This window comes from Streptosporangium sp. NPDC049376 (assembly GCF_044466505.1).
Classification (GTDB): Bacteria; Actinomycetota; Actinomycetes; order Streptosporangiales; family Streptosporangiaceae; genus Streptosporangium.
The window spans coordinates 18,835-35,241 of the sequence record NZ_JBITMT010000033.1 but is presented as its reverse complement, the minus strand read 5'-3'; the positions used below and the strand labels follow the sequence as shown (position 1 = coordinate 35,241).

Below are 16,407 nucleotides of genomic sequence, written 5' to 3'. Positions count from 1 at the left end.
CATCACCGTGGCAGGAGGCATGGGCAGTAGGTTACTGCCCGGTGCCGCCGCCCTCCTCTCCGCTTCCGCATACCCTGGACACGTGGAGACGATCCTGGTCAGCGCCTGTCTCATGGGACGGCGGGTCCGCTACGACGGGGCCGCCAAGACCAGCGGTGACGCGCTGCTGGCCGCCTGGCGGGCCGAGGGACGGCTGGTGCCGTTCTGCCCCGAGGTCGAGGGCGGCCTGCCCGTGCCGCGTCCTCCCGCCGAGATCGAGGGCGGGGCGGGCGGCGCGGCCGTGCTCGCCGGGGCGGCCCGGGTGCTCACGGCTGACGGCACCGACGTCACCCAGGCCTTCCTCACCGGGGCGCGGGCGGCGCTCGCCGCCGCGCTCTCCTGCGGCGCCCGGGTGGCGATCCTGAAGGAGGCAAGCCCCTCCTGCGGAAGCCTGACCATCCACGACGGCACCTTCGGCGGCGGGCGGCTGGCCGGTGCCGGGGTCACGACCGCCCTGCTCGAACAGCACGGCGTCTCGGTGTTCGGCGAGGACAGGATTCCCGCCGCCGCCGTACGGCTGCGCGAGTTGTCGCGATCCTGAGGCGTTCTCAGTACTCCCACACGTCGGTGCGGCTCTCCCCTCCGACGCAGTAGATCGCCGAACCGTGCTCCCCCTGGACCAGGTCCACCCTGATCCATCCCTCGGCCTGGGTCACCTTGGCCTCGTAGCCCGGGTTGGGGTTGGCGGAGACCACCCGGCACACGCCCCCCTCGATGCTGAAGGCGACGGAGCCGTTCTTTGAGCTCACCGTCTTGGTCCCGCCCTCGGCCGCGAGGTGGGGCGTGGGGCTGGGAGTGGCGGAGGCCTTCTCCGGCTCGGGCGTGGCGGTCGGCGCCTTGGCCGGGGGCTTGGTCGTGGTCCGGGTCGGGGTTCCGGTCGCGGTCGGCTTGGCCGGGGAGTCGTCCGTCTGGCGCTCGTGGCCGGAGATCCGCCTGGATCCGACCGACCCCTTCGTGTCGCCCCTCGGCAGACCGGTGGCCCGCGGGTGGGAGGTGCCGCGGCGGCCCAGGGGGGAGACGTAGGCCCCCGGGGTGCGCCTGCCCTGGGGAGAGGCGCTCGGCGGGCCCGTCACGACGGCCGTGCCGGTCGGCGGCTTCGAGGGAATCGCGACGGCCCCTATCCGGGACAGCTCCGCGTCCAGGGACTCGACCCTCGCGTCGTCGAAAACCTGGCTGGTCAGCACGTCACGGACACCAAGCCAGGTGATCCCGGCAGCCAGGACCGTGGCAGCACACCAGACCACAACGAATCCCCAGGTTTGCCTCATGCGGTGAATTATTACCTCATGTGCTTCTTTGTTCACTACGGTTACGTCGTATGGCGACGGTTCTCGTGGTAGAAGACGACGAGTACGTGCGCTCCGCGATGATCCAGGAACTGGGCAGGCGCCAACACGCCGTGCGCAGCGCGGGACGTGCGCTCGACGCGTTGCGGGAGATCACCCAGAATCCCCCCGACGCGGTGATCCTCGATCTCGGCCTGCCCGACCTGGACGGGTCGGAGGCGCTGAAGATGGTCCGCAGCGTCTCCAGCGTTCCGGTCATCGTGGCCACGGCCAGGGACGACGAGGCGGAGATCGTCCGCCTGCTGGAGGCGGGCGCGGACGACTACCTGGTCAAGCCGTTCTCCGGCGACCACCTCAACGCGCGGCTCGACGCGGTGCTGCGCAGGGCCCGGGCCGCGGGGCCGCCCCCGGTGCTGCGCGTCGGCGCGCTCTCGGTCGACCTCAACCGGCGTGAGGCCTCCCTGGGCGGGGAGCCTCTCTCGCTGACCCGGCGGGAGTTCGACCTGCTCGCCTACCTCGCGGCCCGCGCCGACCGGGTCGTCCCGCGCAAGGAGCTGCTCACCGAGGTGTGGCAGCAGTCCTACGGTGACGACCAGACCATCGACGTCCACCTGTCGTGGCTGCGGCGCAAGCTCGGTGAGAGCGCCTCCGCCCCCCGCTATCTGCACACCGTGCGCGGCGTCGGCGTCATGCTGATCACACCGTCGTGAGACGCACCCTGGCCCTGCTCGCCCTCGCCGGCGCCTCGATGATCGCCCTGGCCTTCCTGGTCCCGTTCGGGATCATCGTCAGGGACATCGCGCACGACCGGGCGATCGCCGAGGCGGAACGGCAGGCCTCGGCGCTGGTCCCGGTACTGGCCATCACCACCACGCCGGCCCGGCTGGCCCGCGCGGTCGCCAGCACGGGCCAGCCGGAGCGCATCGCGCTCCACCTGCCCGACGGAAGGAAGATCGGCACCCCCAGGGCCTCGGCGCTGACCGTCGCCACGGCGGTCCGGCTGACCCGCGCCGCGACCTCGGACGAGCTGGGCGACGACTCCCTGCTGCTTCGCCCCGTCACCCTGGAGAACGGCAGGACCGCGGTCATCGAGATCTTCGTACCCGTCCAGGAACTCACCAGAGGGGTCGCCGTCTCCTGGGCGGTGCTGACCGGGGTGGCGCTGGTGCTGATGGCGGGCTCCGTGCTCGTCGCCGACCGGCTGGGGGCCCGGCTGGTGCGCGCCTCCCAGCGTCTCGGCAACGCGGCGACCTCCCTGGGAGCCGGTGACCTCACCGTCAGGATCGCCCCCGAGGGGCCCACGGAGCTGGTCGCGGTCGGCGAGGCGTTCAACGCCATGGCCGACCGGGTGATCCAGTTGCTCGCCGCGGAACGGGAGATGGCGGCCGACCTCTCGCACCGGCTCCGCACGCCGCTGACCGCGTTACGTCTCAGCCTGGACCACCTGGGCCCGGAGGCCGAACAGAGCCGCCGGGCCCTGGGCCGTCTCGAAGCCGAGGTCGACGAGATCATCGCGGCCGCCAGGCAGCCCTCACGGGCCCCCGCCCTCGTCCACTGCGACGCGGCCCACGTACTGCGTGAGCGGCTGACCTTCTGGTCGGCGCTGGCCGACGACCAGCAACGGCCCTGGCAGCTGATCGGCGCCACGGAGCCGGTCAGAATCCCGGTCGCGGCGACCGAGCTCAGCGCGGTCGTCGACGCGCTGCTCGGCAACGTCTTCCGGCACACCCCCCAGGGCACCGCGTTCACGGTGACGCTGCACCAGGGACCGGACGCGGTCGGCATCCTGATCGCCGACGCGGGCCCCGGGATCGCCGACCCCGAGGCGGCGCTGCGGCGCGGGGCCAGCGGCGCGGGCTCGACCGGCCTCGGCCTGGACATCGCCCGCAGGCTCGCCGAGGGCTCGGGTGGCGCGCTGCGGATCGACTCCTCGGTCCTCGGCGGCGCCCATGTGCAGCTGTGGCTGCGCACCGATCAGTACGAGCCCCTCTTCCGTACGGCCCGGCGCCCCCAAGCCAGACGCTGGCCGCGCAGGAAGGACGCCACGCAGGACGCCCAGGACTGACCCGCGCCGTCAGGCGGGTTCTCCGGAAACACCGGCCCCGGTCATCGCCAACGCCTCCTCACGTGTCATACGGGCGCCCTGGCCGTACGCCTCCTCGTAGGCCCGGTCGCCGAGCGCGCGTCTGGCGGCCCCGGCGAGCCGGACCACGTCCACGTCACCGGCCGACGCGGTTCCACGCACCGCCGTACCCGCGCCCAGCAGCAGGGCGGCCCTGGCCGGGTCGCCCTCAAGCAGCGCGACCCCGGACATCAGCTCGACGACCAGGGCCGTCATCGTCACGTTGTGCAGGTCCGCCGTGGAGGCCAGCGCCCGGCGGTACCACGCCAGCGCCTCCCCCGCGACGCCCTCCGCCTCGGCGGTCAGCCCGAGACCGATCATGATCGTGGCCCGGGCCTCCTCGCCGCCGAACCACCCGGAGGGGCACCCGGCGAGCGCCTCCTCGGCCAGGCTCCTGGCCCGTGCCGTCTCGCCCCGCGCCCTGGCGACGGTGCTCAGCACGTGACGGGTGAGGGCGAACACCTCGGAGGCCCCCGTACGGCGCGCCAGCACGGCGGCCCGTTCCGCGTCCTCCGCGGCCCCCCGGAGATCCCCCGTCTGCAGGCGCACACCGGCCCGCTGGCACAGGATCCCGGCGACGTCCTCCTCGGCTCCGAGCTCACGGGCCGTCCGCAGGGCCTCGTCGCACAACGCCCACGCCCGTTCGGCCTCTCCGCGCCAGGAGGCCAGTTTGGCGAGCTCGGACAGCGCGACCGACGTCCCCCACCGCTCTCCGACCGCCCGGAAACCGGCCAGCGCGGCGGACAGGCTGTCCTCCGCCTCACCGAGCCGTCCGGTGTAGGCCGCCACGAGCCCCTCGCCGAGGTGGTTCAGGGCCCGGCTCCACGGGTCGGTGCCGACCAGCCCGTACCACCGGTCGTCCAGGTTCGCGGTGTGCGCCTCCGGGATGCCCATGGCCATGCCGAGCAACATGGTCATGAAGGGCTGCCTGGGCGGACGGCCGCCGGCCAGCATCGTCGCGACGGCGTTGCCCAGATGGGCGTCGAACTCGCCGCGCGGCCCGCCGGAGGCGATGCTCAGGACGCCCACGGTGTACTCCTCCTCCAGCCCCTCCGGAGGATGCGGGCCGATCCCGCGCAGGAGCTCCTCGGCCCGCGCCGCCCCCTGGCTGCGCAGTCCCCGCAGCCACCAGTAGGTCGTCAGGCGCGCCAGCAGCCGCAGCGCCGTCCCCCGCTCCGCCTCCCCCGCCTCGGTGGCGTGGCGGAGCGCGGCGTGCAGGTTGTCGCGCTCGGCGTCCAGCGCGGCCAGGCACTCCAGTTGCTCGGCGGTGATCAGGCGTGGCTCGACCCGTACCGCCAGGCCGAGGAAGTACTCCGCGTGCGCGCGCCGCGTCCGCCGGGTCTCCCCCGCCTCAGCGAGCCGTTCCGCGCAGAACGCCCTGATCGTGTTGAGCATGCGGTAGCGGGTTCCCGAGACCTCCACAAGAGACTTGTCCACCAGGCCGGTGAGCGCCTCGACCGTGCCGCCGTCCGGCAGCCCGCACACCGCGCGGATCGCCTCAAGCGTCGCGCCCCCGGCGAAGACGGTCAGCCGCCCGGCCAGCGCCCGCTCCTCCGCCCCCAGCAGGTCCCAGCTCCACTCGACCACCGCCCTGAGCGTGCGGTGCCTCGGCTGCGCGGTACGGCTGCCGCGCGACAGCAGCCCGAACAGGTCGTCCAGCCTGGCGGCGACCTCGCCGACCGGCAGGGAACGCAGCCTGGCCGCGGCCAGCTCGATCGCCAGGGGCTGACCGTCGAGTGCCCGGCAGATCCGTCCCACGGCCTCGGCGTTGTCCTCCCCGACGGTGAACCCGGGCAGCACGGCGGCGGCCCGGTCGGCGAACAGTTCGACAGCCGGGTAACCGGGCATCTCCCGCGCCGGGGTTCCCCTCGGCGGCACCGCGAGCGCGGGGATCGGGCACAGGCTCTCGCCGGTGATGCCCAGCGCCTCCCTGCTCGTGGCGAGGACCCGCAGCCGGGGACAGGCGCCGAGCAGCCGCCCGGCGAGCGCCGCGACGGCCTCGACGAGGTGCTCGCAGTTGTCGAAGATCAGCAGGACGCTCCGTGCGGCGAGCGCCGCGACCATCCGCTCGACCGCGTCGCCTCCCGGTCTGCCGAGTCCGGGGGTGAGCCACGCCTCGCGCAGCCCGAGGGCGTCGAAGACCGCCTGGGGCACCTCCGCGTCCCGGCTCAACGGCGCGAGGTCGACGAACCGGACCTCCCCCGGGTGCCGGGTGGCCACCTCGACCGCCAGCCGGGTCTTGCCCGCCCCTCCCGGCCCGGTGACGGTGACCAGGCGTGCCCGTTCGAGCAGCGCGCCGACCCGCTCAAGCTCCCGCCCTCTGCCCACGAAGCTGGTGAGCTGGGCCGTGAGCGCGTGCCTCTCCGGAGCGGCGGGCACCACCGGCCCGGAGAGAAGGGAGAGGTCCGCCCTCAGCACGGCCAGGTGCGTGGCGGCCAGCTCCGCCGACGGATCGGCGCCGAGTTCCTCGGCGAGGAGTCCTCTGGCCTCCTCGTAGACGGCCAGGGCCTCGGCCTGCCTGCCACCGCCGTACAGCGCCCGCATCAGCTGACCCCGCAGCCGCTCCCGCAACGGGTGCGCGGCCACCAGGCCGGTCAGCTCGGCCACCAGCGCCCGGTGCCCGCCCATGGCGAGCTCCGCCTCGACCCGCTCCTCCACGGCCGAGAGCCGCAGTTCCTCAAGCCGTACGGCCTGCCCGCGCGCGAACGGGGCACCGTCCACGTCGGACAGCGCGGGCCCCCGCCACAGGGCCAGCGCCTCGCGCAGGAGGCCGGCCGCGCGCGGGGCGTCCCCCTCCTCCAGGGCTCGCCGTCCCCGGGCGGCCAGTGCCTCGAACCGGTGAACGTCCACCTTCTGCGGGCTCACCGCGAGCCGGTAACCGGCGGGGGTGAACTCGACCGTCCCGGCGTGCCCGAGCAGTCTCCTGAGCCGGGAGACCTGAGCCTGCAGTGCGTTGGCGGCGTTGCCACGCGTCTCCTGACCGTAGAGGCCGTCGATCAGCCGCTCGACGGTCACCACCCGGCCCGCGTCGAGGGCCAGCAGCGCCAGCAGCGCGCGCGTCCTGGGCCCGCCGACGGGGACCGGGCCGCCCTCGGCGTCCCTGATCTCCGTCGCGCCGAGCAAGCCGAACCACATGTCATCGATTATCGTGCGCCGGCCCCGCCCCACGGATCAGGGCGTCTCAGGCCTGTCTGCCCACTGCCGAAGAACTGCAGAAAACACGAGATCCCGCCCGATCAGCTGATCGGACGGGATCTCGCCGGTCCTGTGGAGCTATGGGGATTCGAACCCCAGACCTCCTCCATGCCATGGAGGCGCGCTACCAGCTGCGCCATAGCCCCTGGTCACCGCTCCGAGTGCTCTCGTTGCGGCGCTTGGGAAGCATACAAGGACACCCGGGGGTTCACCTAATCGACGACCGTACGGCTCTCGCCCTTCACCGGGCGTGAGCCGTACGAGGGGTCAGCTCTGCGTCACCTCGGGGCTGTCGTCGCTCTGGACGGGCTCGGGGAGGGTTCCGGCGTTGTGCTCCATCAGGCGCCAGCCCCTGCGTCCCTCCTCCAGCACCGACCAGGAGCAGTTGCCCAGGCCGCCGAGGGCGGACCAGAGATCCTCAGGCAGGCCGAGCAGGTGGGCGATGCCGAGCCGGATCGCCGCTCCGTGAGAGGCGACGACCAGCAGGCCGTCTTCGTCGAGCCGTTCGGCCCATCTGCGGATGGAGGTCGAGACACGCGCGGCGACGTCGGCGACCTCCTCACCGCCGGGGGCCTCCCAGGCGGCGTACTGCTCGGGCCACCCGGCGGAGATCTCCTCGCGGGTGAGCCCCTCCCACTCACCGCCGCCCCGCTCCCTCAGGTCCTTGTCGACCGACACGCTCAGACCGGTGAGACGGCCGAGCGCGGAGGCGGTGTCGTAGGCCCGCTGGAGATCGGAGGCAACGATCATGGTGGGGCGGAGCGCGGCGAGCAGCGAGGCGGCCCTGGCCGCCTGGGCGACGCCGGTCTCGTCGAGCGGGATGTCGCTGTGGCCCTGGAAGCGGTGTTCGACGTTCCACAGCGTCTGGCCGTGTCTCAGGCAGACGACACGGCGGCTCACTCAGTTACCGCCGGGCGGGCACGCTGGGCGGCGGCCTGCGCGACGCTGTCGGGCAGGGCGATGGCGGGGCAGTCCTTCCACAGCCGCTCCAGGGCGTAGAAGGTGCGGTCCTCCTCGTGCTGGACGTGCACGACGATGTCGACGTAGTCGAGGAGAACCCAGCGGCCCTCACGCTCTCCCTCACGGCGGACGGGCTTGGCGTGGGCCTCGACGCGCAGCCGCTCCTCGATCTCGTCGACGATGGAGCGGACCTGACGGTCGTTGGTGGCGGAGCAGAGCAGGAAGGCGTCGGTGATGACGAGCTGGTCGCTCACGTCATAGGCGAGGATGTCGTCGGCCAGCTTGTCGGCCGCGGCCTCGGCGGCGATCCTGATGAGCTGGACGGATCTGTCGGTTGCGGTCACGGTTTCGGTTAGTCCTCCAGTAGTCGGCGCTGTCACCTATCAGGGTGCCCGATCGAACGCCTGTCGAAGAGCCGCCTTCGGGTACAACGCCTATCGTGTGCCACCCGATTCCACGTCGCAAACGGATTGATGGTCCGGCGAAGAGCGCACATGACGGTAAAGGCCGCGTTTGTTGATGTACTGCACAATACCGTCAGGGACCAGATACCAGATGGGTTGTCCGGAAGAGACACGTTCTCTGCACTCCGACGACGAGATGGCCAGCGCCGGAATCTCCAGCAGGCTCACCTTGCCCTCGGGCAGCCCGGGGTCGCGCAGGATGTGACCGGGCCGGGTGGCCCCGACGAAGTGCGCGATGGTGAAGAGCTCGTCGGCGTCGTGCCAGCCCAGGATCTGCGACAGCGCGTCGGCCCCGGTGATGAAGTACAGCTCGACGTCGGCTCCCCCCGCCGCGGCGATCTCCCTGAGGGTGTCGATGGTGTAGGTGGGCCCGGGGCGGTCGATGTCCACCCGGCTCACCGAGAAACTCGGGTTCGAGGCGGTCGCGATGACCGTCATCAGATAGCGGTCCTCCGCGGCCGAGACGGTCCTGTCGGCCTTCTGCCACGGCCACCCCGTCGGCACGAAGATCACCTCGTCGAGGTGGAAGTGATGCGCGACCTCACTGGCGGCGACGAGGTGCCCGTGATGGATGGGGTCGAAGGTGCCGCCCATGACTCCCAGGCGTCTCTTCCCCGTGCCGTTGGCCGCTTTCATCATGAAACGGACCATACGCGTAAGCCGTACCCGGCTTTTAATCACCCCCCGCGCATGCCCGGCGGGCCCGACGTAGCATGCCGGACATGACCACCACCCCGGATCGCAATCGCGTGCAGCTTCCCGGCGTAAGCTCACGTGCCTACGAACATCCCGCCGACCGGTCCGCGCTGGTAGCCCTGCGCTCGCTCAGTGGGTTCGACACGGTTCTCAAGCAGATGTCCGGCCTGATCAGTGAGCGCCGCCTGCGCCTGATCTACCTCGCCTCCGCGGTGCGCACCGGCGAGACCCAGTTCCGCACACTGCACGACATGGGCCGTGACGCGGCCTACACCCTGGACCTGCACCGCATTCCCGAGGTGTACGTCCAGCAGAGCCCGCAGGTGCAGGCCATGGCGATCGGGTTCGACGACCCGTTCATCGTCGTCACCACCGGCCTGCTCGACCTCATGGACGACGAGGAGCTGCGTTTCGTCGTCGGCCACGAGACCGCGCACATCCTGTCCGGCCACGCGGTCTACCGCACCATGCTGGACATCCTGACCCGTCTGGCCACCCGCGTCGCCTGGATCCCGCTCGGCTACATCGGGCTGCGCGCGATCGTCGCCGGCCTTGAGGAGTGGCACCGCAAGTCGGAGCTGTCGGCCGACCGCGGCGGTCTGCTCTGCGGCCAGGACCCGGAGGCCGCGCTGCGCGCGCTGATGAAGCTCGCCGGCGGCTCCCGCCTGCACGAGATGAACATCGAGGCCTTCCTCGACCAGGCCCGCGAGTACGACACGGCCGGTGACGTCCGCGACGGCCTGCTCAAGGTCCTCAACCTGCTCGGCACGACCCACCCGTTCGCCGTCTCCCGGGTGGCCGAGCTGGACAAGTGGCGCCGCAGCGGCGAGTACGAGACCATCCTCTCCGGCGACTACCCCCGCCGGGCCGACGACGCGAACGCCAAGATCTCCGAGGAGGTCAGGGCCGCCGCCCGCTCCTACCGCGAGTCCTGGTCCCAGTCGCAGGACCCCTTCATCGGCGTCCTTCGCGACGTCGCCGAGGGCGCGGTCAACGCGGGTGAGCGCATCTTCAACCGCTTCGCCCGCCGCGACGGCAACTGAGGGCGTGGCTCCCTGAAAAGGTCTGGAAGGCCGCCTTCCGGGCCTTTTCCGAAGGCCACCCCTTCCGGAGGCCCCGTGAGGCGCTCCGGAGGCTAGATCAGGAACGCGAGCGCGCGCACCGCGGCCGCGCACAGGGCGACGAACCCGCCCAGCAACGCGAGCATGCGCAGCCCCTCCTTGTGAAGCTCGGGGAACCTCGCGCCGACCCGCTCCACCTCCCGGTTGACGATCATGCCGCAGAGGACGCCGAACACGACGCCCGCGAGGATCACCGGGGCAGGCTGCAACCACCACTCAGGCGGCGGTGAACCCCCGCAGGCCAGCCACAGGGTCACCCAGGCCGCCGCGGCGGCGGGAACCCCCGGCCAGGCGAGCACGGTCAGCAGCGAGATCGCGAAGACCGGCGGGAAGGACGCGGCCCGCAGGACACCCCGCGACCTGGCCGTCCTGCGTCCGCGCGCCAGCCGGTGCCCGGCCCAGACCGAACGGACCAGCGCGGCGCAGGCCCCCGTCACGGCGAAGGTGGCCACCGGCCAGATCACGGTCGCCACGACACACGGCACGGCCAGTACGGCCAGCAGCAACCCCAGCGCCGCACTGCCCTTCTGGGACGGCCTGCCGGGCGCGGAGTCCTCTGCTGTGCTTCCCGCCCGCGGCCTCCTGACCATCCGCCGGACGGGCCTGTCCCCGGACGGCTCACCGGTCACGGGCTGACGCGTGACCCCCTCGTGCCCCTGGACGGGCCGTCCGGCCCGCGGCGGCTCCTCCGTCCTGGTGCCCGTCCCACGCGGGCGTGCCTCCGCTCTGCGCGCCGCACCCGCCGCGGCGGCCACCGGAACCTGCCGCGTCGCGCCGCGCGGCCGCTGCTCCGCTCCCGCGGCCCTGGCCAGGCGGCTGAGACGGGCGGTGAGAAGGGCCGCGGTCGGGCGCTTGGCCGCCTCCCGGTGCAGGGCCGCCCGCACCAGTGGGAGCAGCGCCGCCGGGACACCGGCCAGGTCGGCCTGGCCGTTGAGGATGGCGTACATCTGCGCCTCGGCGGGTCCCCTGCCGAAGGTGGGGCGCCCCGTCGCCGCGAAGGCGACGGTCGCCGCCCAGGCGTGCACGTCCGCGGGCTCGCCGACGGGCTCGTCGGCGAACACCTCGGGAGCGGCGTAGCTGGGGGTGCCCAGGAAGGTTCCGGTCAGGGTGAGCCGGGTGGCGTCCAGCACCTGGGCGATGCCGAAGTCGATCAGGACCGGGTCGTTCTCCACGTTGATCAGGACGTTGGCGGGCTTGAGGTCACGATGGACGATCCCGGCCGCGTGGGTGATCGACAGGGCGGTGGCCAGGCCGTGGGCCAGGTTGATCAGCGCCGTCCCTCCGAGCGGGCCGCCGCGCCGTACGCGGTCGAGGAGGGTGTCTCCCTCGATGTACTCCATGACGAGGTAGGGGCGTTCACAGGCGAGGTCGGCGTCGAGGACCCGCGCGACGTAGGGGCTCTCGACCCGGCGCAGCGCGCGCACCTCGCGTTCGAGGCGTATCCGCGACTCCGCGTCGGCGTCGACGGCGTCGTGGAGCATCTTGAGGGCGACGCTCTCACCACGCTTGTTGGTCGCGTGGTAGACCTCACCCATGCCGCCCCGGCCTAAGCGCTCAACCAACGTGTAGGAGCCGACGCGCCCGAGACGACCCACGTGACCTCCTGCGTCGGCCACATGGCCCTGGGGGGACCGCTGTGCCTACCGGGTCGCACGTTCGCCCGTGCTTCCCTGCTCTCCAGCCATAGGAGTCCTCACCCTAGCGGGCGAATATGACGATTTTCCGGAGGCGCGCCGTACGAGGGGAAAGATCCGTGCCGATTCAGGGGCGGGAGTCCTCCAGGAGGCTGTCCAGCTCCGCCGTCGGCTCGGCCGACAGGTCCCGCCTTCCGGTACGGCGCCAGCGCACATGCCCCCTGCCCTCAAGCCACAGCATCAGGCGGTCGAGGCACACCAGCACGACGACGACGAACAGGAACGCGATCACGGTCTCCATGGGGCCCAGTCAAACCATCCTGGGCCCCGATCACCCGGAGCGACACGCTCTAACCGTTCGTAGCACCCGAGGAGGCGATGACCGTGCCCGCACCGGTGCGCAGATGCCCCTCACCGGTGTAGACCCACTTGGTGGAGGTCAGCTCCGGCAGGCCCATGGGCCCGCGCGCGTGCAGCTTCTGGGTGGAGATGCCGATCTCGGCACCGAACCCGAACTCGCCGCCGTCGGTGAACCTGGTCGAGGCGTTGACCGCGACCGCGGCCGAGTCGACCAGGGCGACGAACCGCCGGGAGGCCGTGACGGAGCGGGTGACGATGGCGTCGGTGTGGCCCGAGCCGTACCTCCTGATGTGCGCGACCGCCTCCTCCAGGGAGTCCACGACGGCCGCGGCGATGTCCAGCGAGAGATACTCGGCCAGGAAGTCCTCCTCCCCTGCGGGCACCACGCCGTCACCGTGGGCGGCGATCCTGGCGTCGCCGTGCACCGTCACGCCCTCGGCCGCCAGCGCGGCCAGTGCGCGCGGCACGAAGGCGTCCGCGACGTCGGCGTGCACCAGGAACGTCTCGGCGGCGTTGCACACCGAGGGGCGCTGCGCCTTGGCGTTGACCAGGATCTCCAGGGCGAGGTCGAGGTCGGCCTCGGCGTCCACGTAGACGTGGCAGTTGCCGACACCGGTCTCGATGACCGGGACCGTCGACTCCTCGACCACCGAGTTGATCAGTGAGGCCCCGCCGCGCGGGATCAGCACGTCGACCAGGCCACGGGCCCGCATGAGCTCCTTGGCCGACTCCCTGGACTGCCCGGGCACCAGCTGTACGGCCCCGGCCGGGACGTCGGTGCCCGCCAGCGCCTCCTGCATGATCCTCACCAGGACCGTGTTCGACTCGTAGGCGCTCGACGAGCCGCGCAGCAGGGTCGCGTTGCCACTCTTCAGGCAGAGCGCGGCGGCGTCCACGGTCACGTTGGGACGGCCCTCGTAGATGATGCCGATCACGCCGAGCGGCACCCTGAGCTGGCGCAGTTCGAGGCCGTTGGGCAGCGTGCCGCCCCGGATCACCTCACCGACCGGGTCGGGCAGGTCGGCGACCTGGCGTACGGCGTCCGCGATGGCGGCGACCCGTCCCTCGTCGAGCCTGAGCCGGTCGATCATGTAGGCCTGGACGCCGTTCTGTTCCGCCCGCTCGACGTCGAGCGCGTTCGCGGCGACGATCTCGGCCGACCTGGCGACCAGGGCGTCGGCGATCGCGCGGAGCGCGACGTCCTTCGGGGCCCGCGGCAGCGGGGCCAGCTCGGCGGCGGCCTCCTTAGCCGCCAGGGCTACCTTCAGGAAGTCCTCGGACATGTCGCGCTCCAAAAGAACTAGTGGTGGGACTCCAGTATGACGATGTCGTCACGGTGGATGAGCTCGCGTTCATATTCCGGACCCAGGCTGGCGCCCAGCTCACGCGTCGAACGGCCGAGCAGGTCCGGGATCTCCACGGCGTCGAAGTTGACCAGTCCCCTGGCGACCACCCCGCCGAGCGGCCCGCACAGATCGACCGGGTCACCCGCGGCGAAGTCTCCCTCGACGGCGGTGACCCCGGCGGGCAGCAGCGACTTGCGGCGCCCGACCACGGCGTCCACCGCACCCGAGTCCAGGTGGAGCCTGCCCCGCCCGGTGGTCGCGTGCGCCAGCCAGAGCAGGCGGGTGCCCGGATGACGGCCGTCGGGGTGGAAGCAGGTGCCGATGTCGGCGCCCGCGAGGGCCTGCGCGGCGTGCGCGGCCGCGGTCAGCACCACCGGCACGCCCGCACCGGTGGCGATCCTGGCTGCCTGCACCTTGGTGACCATCCCACCGGTGCCGACGGCGCCGCCCTTGCCCAGCTCGACCCCGACCAGGTCCTGCGGGCCGCGCACCTCCCGCAGCCTGCTGGCACCGGGACGGCGCGGGTCGCCGTCGTAGAGCGCGTCCACGTCGGACAGCAGCACCAGGGCGTCGGCCCGCGTCAGATGGGCGACCAGGGCGGCGAGCCGGTCGTTGTCGCCGAAGCGGATCTCGTCGGTGGCCACGGTGTCGTTCTCGTTGACCACCGGGACGATGCCGAGTTCGAGCAGCCTGCTCAGCGTGCGCTGGGCGTTGACGTGGTGCGAGCGGCGCATCATGTCGTCGGCGGTCAGCAGCACCTGGCCGACCCGCAGGCCGTAGCGGGCGAAGGAGGAGGTGTAGCGGGCGACCAGCACCCCCTGGCCGACCGAGGCCGCGGCCTGCTGGGTGGCCAGGTCACGCGGCCTGGCCGAGAGACCGAGCGGGCCGAGGCCCGCCGCGATCGCCCCGGAGGAGACCAGCACGACCTGCGTCCCCGCCGTACGGCGCGCGGCGAGCACGTCGACCAGGGCGTCGACCCGGTCGACGTCGATCGTTCCCTGCGGGGTCGTGAGCGACGACGAACCCACCTTCACGACGAGGCGCGAGGCCGTACGGATTCGATCGCGCACAGAGTCCACGAAACGCTCACCTTTCCCGGAGTCGGAGGGGCCGCGGAGATCACCGCTGGACAGCAGGCTATCCGAGCCTGTTGTCCGTACCGCGCGGCCCCTGGTGCACGGCCTCGGCGTTGAGGGTCGGCTGCCAGTCGAAGATGTAGCCGCTCTCCATGGAGCCGATGATCACCTCGGCACCCGCCTTCGCACCGGCCTTGGTGAGCTCCTCCTCGACCCCGAGCCGTTCGAGACGGTCGGCCAGGTAACCGACGGCCTCGTCGTTGGTGAAGTCGGTCTGGCGGATCCACCGCTCCGGCTTCGCCCCGGTGACCTGGAAGGTGTTGTCGTCGACCCGGCGCACCGTGAAACCCGTGTCGCCGAGCTGCTTGGGCTTGAGGACCAGGCGGGTCGGCTCGACCACCGGCGCGGCCTTCCGCGCGGCGTCGACCATCTCGCCCATCGCGTAGGTCAGCTCCTTGAGGCCCTCGTGGGTGGCCGCGGAGATCGTGAAGACCCGCATGCCCCGCTCCTCAAGCATCGGCCTGACGATGTCGGCCAGCTCGCGGGCGTCGGGGACGTCGGCCTTGTTGAGCACGGCCAGACGTGGCCGGTCCTCCAGCTTGCCGTACGCCCTCAGCTCCGCCTCGATCGCCTCGTAGTCGCTGATCGGGTCGCGGTCCGGCTCCATGGTCGCGCAGTCGATCACGTGCACGAGGGTGTTGCAGCGTTCGACGTGCCGCAGGAACTCGTGCCCCAGCCCCTTGCCCTCGGACGCCCCCGGGATCAGGCCGGGCACGTCGGCCACGGTGAAGATCGTGTCGCCCGCGGTGACCACGCCGAGGTTGGGGATCAGCGTGGTGAACGGGTAGTCGGCGATCTTGGGTCGGGCCGCGGAGAGGGCGGCGATGAGCGAGGACTTGCCCGCGCTGGGGAAGCCGACGAGGGCGACGTCGGCGACGCTCTTCATCTCCAGCATCACGTCGAGCTCGTCGCCGGCCTCGCCGAGCAGCGCGAAACCGGGGGCCTTGCGCTTGGTCGAGGCCAGGGCGGCGTTGCCGAGCCCGCCGTGGCCGCCCTCGGCGATCACGTAGCGGGTGCCGGCGCCGATCATGTCGACCAGGACCTCGCCGGTCGTCGCGTTCCTGACGACGGTGCCGTCGGGGACGGGCAGCACGACGTCGTCGCCGTTCGCCCCGTCACGGTTGGACCCCTGGCCCTGCTTGCCGTTGGCCGCCTTGCGGTGCGGGCGGCGGTGGTAGTCCAGCAGCGTCGCGGTGTTGGCGTCGACCTCAAGGATCACGTCGCCGCCGCGGCCTCCGTTGCCTCCGTCGGGGCCACCGAGCGGCTTGAACTTCTCCCGATGGACAGAGGCGCAGCCATGTCCCCCGTCACCGGCCTTGATGTGCAGGACCACTTGGTCCACAAAGTCCGGCATGCCTGCTCCCTACCCCCATATGCGGAAATACCCGTTTTAAAACGCGAACAGGGGTGGACCGCCTATGCGATCCACCCCTGCCGTTGACGTCTGTCGGTGCGGATCTACTCCGCGACCGGGACGATGCTCACTGCGCGGCGACCGCGCTTGACGCCGAACTTCACGTGACCCGCGGCCAGCGCGAACAGCGTGTCGTCGCCACCACGGCCGACGTTGTCGCCGGGGTGGAAGTGGGTGCCACGCTGGCGAACGATGATCTCACCGGCGTTGACCAGCTGGCCGCCGAAGCGCTTCACACCGAGCCGCTGGGCGTTGGAGTCACGGCCGTTCCGAGTGGACGACGCGCCCTTCTTGTGTGCCATCTCGCAAAACTCCCGAAACTCAGGCCTGGTTGATGCCGGTGATCTTCACCTGCGTGTAACGCTGGCGGTGACCCTGGCGCTTCTTGTAGCCGGACTTGTTCTTGTACTTGAGAATCCGGATCTTCGGACCCTTGGTCTCGCCGAGGATCTCGGCGGCGACGGTGAACTTGCCCGCCTCGGTGGTCACATCGCCATCGTTGACGACGAGCACCGTCGGCAGCGAAACCGTGGAACCGACCTCGCCGGCGACCTTGTCCACCTCAAGGACGTCACCGACGGAGACCTTCTGCTGCCTGCCGCCGCAACGAACGATCGCGTACACCGCGGAACCC

Annotated in this window: 16 protein-coding genes and 1 tRNA gene; 4 read left to right on the top strand and 13 right to left on the bottom strand. The window is 71.8% G+C overall.

Annotation, left to right across the window (positions count from 1 at the left end; genetic code table 11):
• Window positions 1–82 precede the first annotated feature (82 nt).
• The gene (locus ACIBVQ_RS38885; RefSeq protein WP_352016337.1) at window positions 83–580 is read left to right on the top strand and encodes a DUF523 domain-containing protein; all 498 of its coding nucleotides are present in this window, start codon (window positions 83–85) and stop codon (window positions 578–580) included.
• Window positions 581–587: 7 nt separating this feature from the next.
• Here the strand turns inward: ACIBVQ_RS38885 and ACIBVQ_RS38880 are convergent, their stop codons facing one another.
• The gene (locus ACIBVQ_RS38880; RefSeq protein WP_399183868.1) at window positions 588–1,307 is read right to left on the bottom strand and encodes a hypothetical protein; all 720 of its coding nucleotides are present in this window, start codon (window positions 1,305–1,307) and stop codon (window positions 588–590) included.
• Between the two features lie 50 nt (window positions 1,308–1,357).
• Between ACIBVQ_RS38880 and ACIBVQ_RS38875 the strand changes: the two genes are divergently transcribed.
• Both ACIBVQ_RS38875 and ACIBVQ_RS38870 read left to right on the top strand, forming a co-directional pair.
• Window positions 1,358–2,035 (top strand): response regulator transcription factor, encoded by a 678-nt coding sequence (locus tag ACIBVQ_RS38875; RefSeq protein WP_352016339.1) that lies wholly within the window; start codon window positions 1,358–1,360, stop codon window positions 2,033–2,035.
• Window positions 2,032–3,390, top strand: a complete 1,359-nt coding sequence (locus ACIBVQ_RS38870; protein ID WP_362918411.1) for an ATP-binding protein — start codon at window positions 2,032–2,034, stop codon at window positions 3,388–3,390. The genes ACIBVQ_RS38875 and ACIBVQ_RS38870 overlap by 4 nt, the downstream gene beginning before the upstream one ends.
• Window positions 3,391–3,399: 9 nt before the next feature.
• On the opposite strand, the gene ACIBVQ_RS38865 is transcribed toward ACIBVQ_RS38870, so the two are convergent.
• The 5 genes from ACIBVQ_RS38865 to nadD form a co-directional block, all read right to left on the bottom strand.
• Window positions 3,400–6,582: a BTAD domain-containing putative transcriptional regulator gene (locus tag ACIBVQ_RS38865; RefSeq protein ID WP_399183865.1), complete on the bottom strand. Its 3,183-nt coding sequence runs from the start codon at window positions 6,580–6,582 to the stop codon at window positions 3,400–3,402.
• A 133-nt stretch (window positions 6,583–6,715) separates the two neighbouring features.
• A tRNA-Ala gene (locus ACIBVQ_RS38860) sits at window positions 6,716–6,788 on the bottom strand.
• Window positions 6,789–6,909: 121 nt separating this feature from the next.
• Window positions 6,910–7,542 carry a histidine phosphatase family protein gene (locus ACIBVQ_RS38855; protein ID WP_362918407.1) on the bottom strand — a complete coding sequence of 211 codons (633 nt, stop codon included), beginning with the start codon at window positions 7,540–7,542 and terminating at the stop codon, window positions 6,910–6,912.
• Complete coding sequence (gene rsfS / locus ACIBVQ_RS38850) at window positions 7,539–7,946, bottom strand: ribosome silencing factor (RefSeq protein WP_352016343.1); 408 nt, start codon at window positions 7,944–7,946, stop codon at window positions 7,539–7,541. The genes ACIBVQ_RS38855 and rsfS overlap by 4 nt, the downstream gene beginning before the upstream one ends.
• 90 nt (window positions 7,947–8,036) lie before the next feature.
• Window positions 8,037–8,705 (bottom strand): nicotinate-nucleotide adenylyltransferase, encoded by a 669-nt coding sequence (nadD, locus tag ACIBVQ_RS38845; RefSeq protein ID WP_399183863.1) that lies wholly within the window; start codon window positions 8,703–8,705, stop codon window positions 8,037–8,039.
• A 74-nt stretch (window positions 8,706–8,779) separates the two neighbouring features.
• On the opposite strand from nadD, the gene ACIBVQ_RS38840 reads away from it, so the two are divergent.
• Window positions 8,780–9,805 (top strand): M48 family metallopeptidase, encoded by a 1,026-nt coding sequence (locus ACIBVQ_RS38840; RefSeq protein WP_184715434.1) that lies wholly within the window; start codon window positions 8,780–8,782, stop codon window positions 9,803–9,805.
• A gap of 92 nt (window positions 9,806–9,897) precedes the next feature.
• Here the strand turns inward: ACIBVQ_RS38840 and ACIBVQ_RS38835 are convergent, their stop codons facing one another.
• The 7 genes from ACIBVQ_RS38835 to rplU form a co-directional block, all read right to left on the bottom strand.
• Complete coding sequence (locus tag ACIBVQ_RS38835) at window positions 9,898–11,478, bottom strand: serine/threonine-protein kinase (protein WP_386192440.1); 1,581 nt, start codon at window positions 11,476–11,478, stop codon at window positions 9,898–9,900.
• A 166-nt stretch (window positions 11,479–11,644) separates the two neighbouring features.
• A complete protein-coding gene (locus tag ACIBVQ_RS38830; RefSeq protein ID WP_386192443.1) occupies window positions 11,645–11,818 on the bottom strand; it encodes a hypothetical protein in 174 nt (57 codons plus the stop codon).
• 49 nt (window positions 11,819–11,867) lie between these two features.
• A complete protein-coding gene (locus tag ACIBVQ_RS38825) occupies window positions 11,868–13,160 on the bottom strand; it encodes a glutamate-5-semialdehyde dehydrogenase (RefSeq protein ID WP_362784388.1) in 1,293 nt (430 codons plus the stop codon).
• Window positions 13,161–13,177: 17 nt separating this feature from the next.
• On the bottom strand, window positions 13,178–14,302 hold the full coding sequence (proB, locus tag ACIBVQ_RS38820; protein ID WP_352016348.1) for a glutamate 5-kinase: 1,125 nt from the start codon (window positions 14,300–14,302) through the stop codon (window positions 13,178–13,180).
• Between the two features lie 58 nt (window positions 14,303–14,360).
• Window positions 14,361–15,713 carry a GTPase ObgE gene (gene obgE / locus ACIBVQ_RS38815; RefSeq protein ID WP_399183859.1) on the bottom strand — a complete coding sequence of 451 codons (1,353 nt, stop codon included), beginning with the start codon at window positions 15,711–15,713 and terminating at the stop codon, window positions 14,361–14,363.
• Window positions 15,714–15,817: 104 nt separating this feature from the next.
• Window positions 15,818–16,075: a 50S ribosomal protein L27 gene (rpmA, locus tag ACIBVQ_RS38810; RefSeq protein ID WP_352016350.1), complete on the bottom strand. Its 258-nt coding sequence runs from the start codon at window positions 16,073–16,075 to the stop codon at window positions 15,818–15,820.
• Window positions 16,076–16,094: 19 nt separating this feature from the next.
• On the bottom strand, window positions 16,095–16,397 hold the full coding sequence (rplU, locus tag ACIBVQ_RS38805) for a 50S ribosomal protein L21 (RefSeq protein ID WP_352016351.1): 303 nt from the start codon (window positions 16,395–16,397) through the stop codon (window positions 16,095–16,097).
• Window positions 16,398–16,407: the final 10 nt, after the last annotated feature.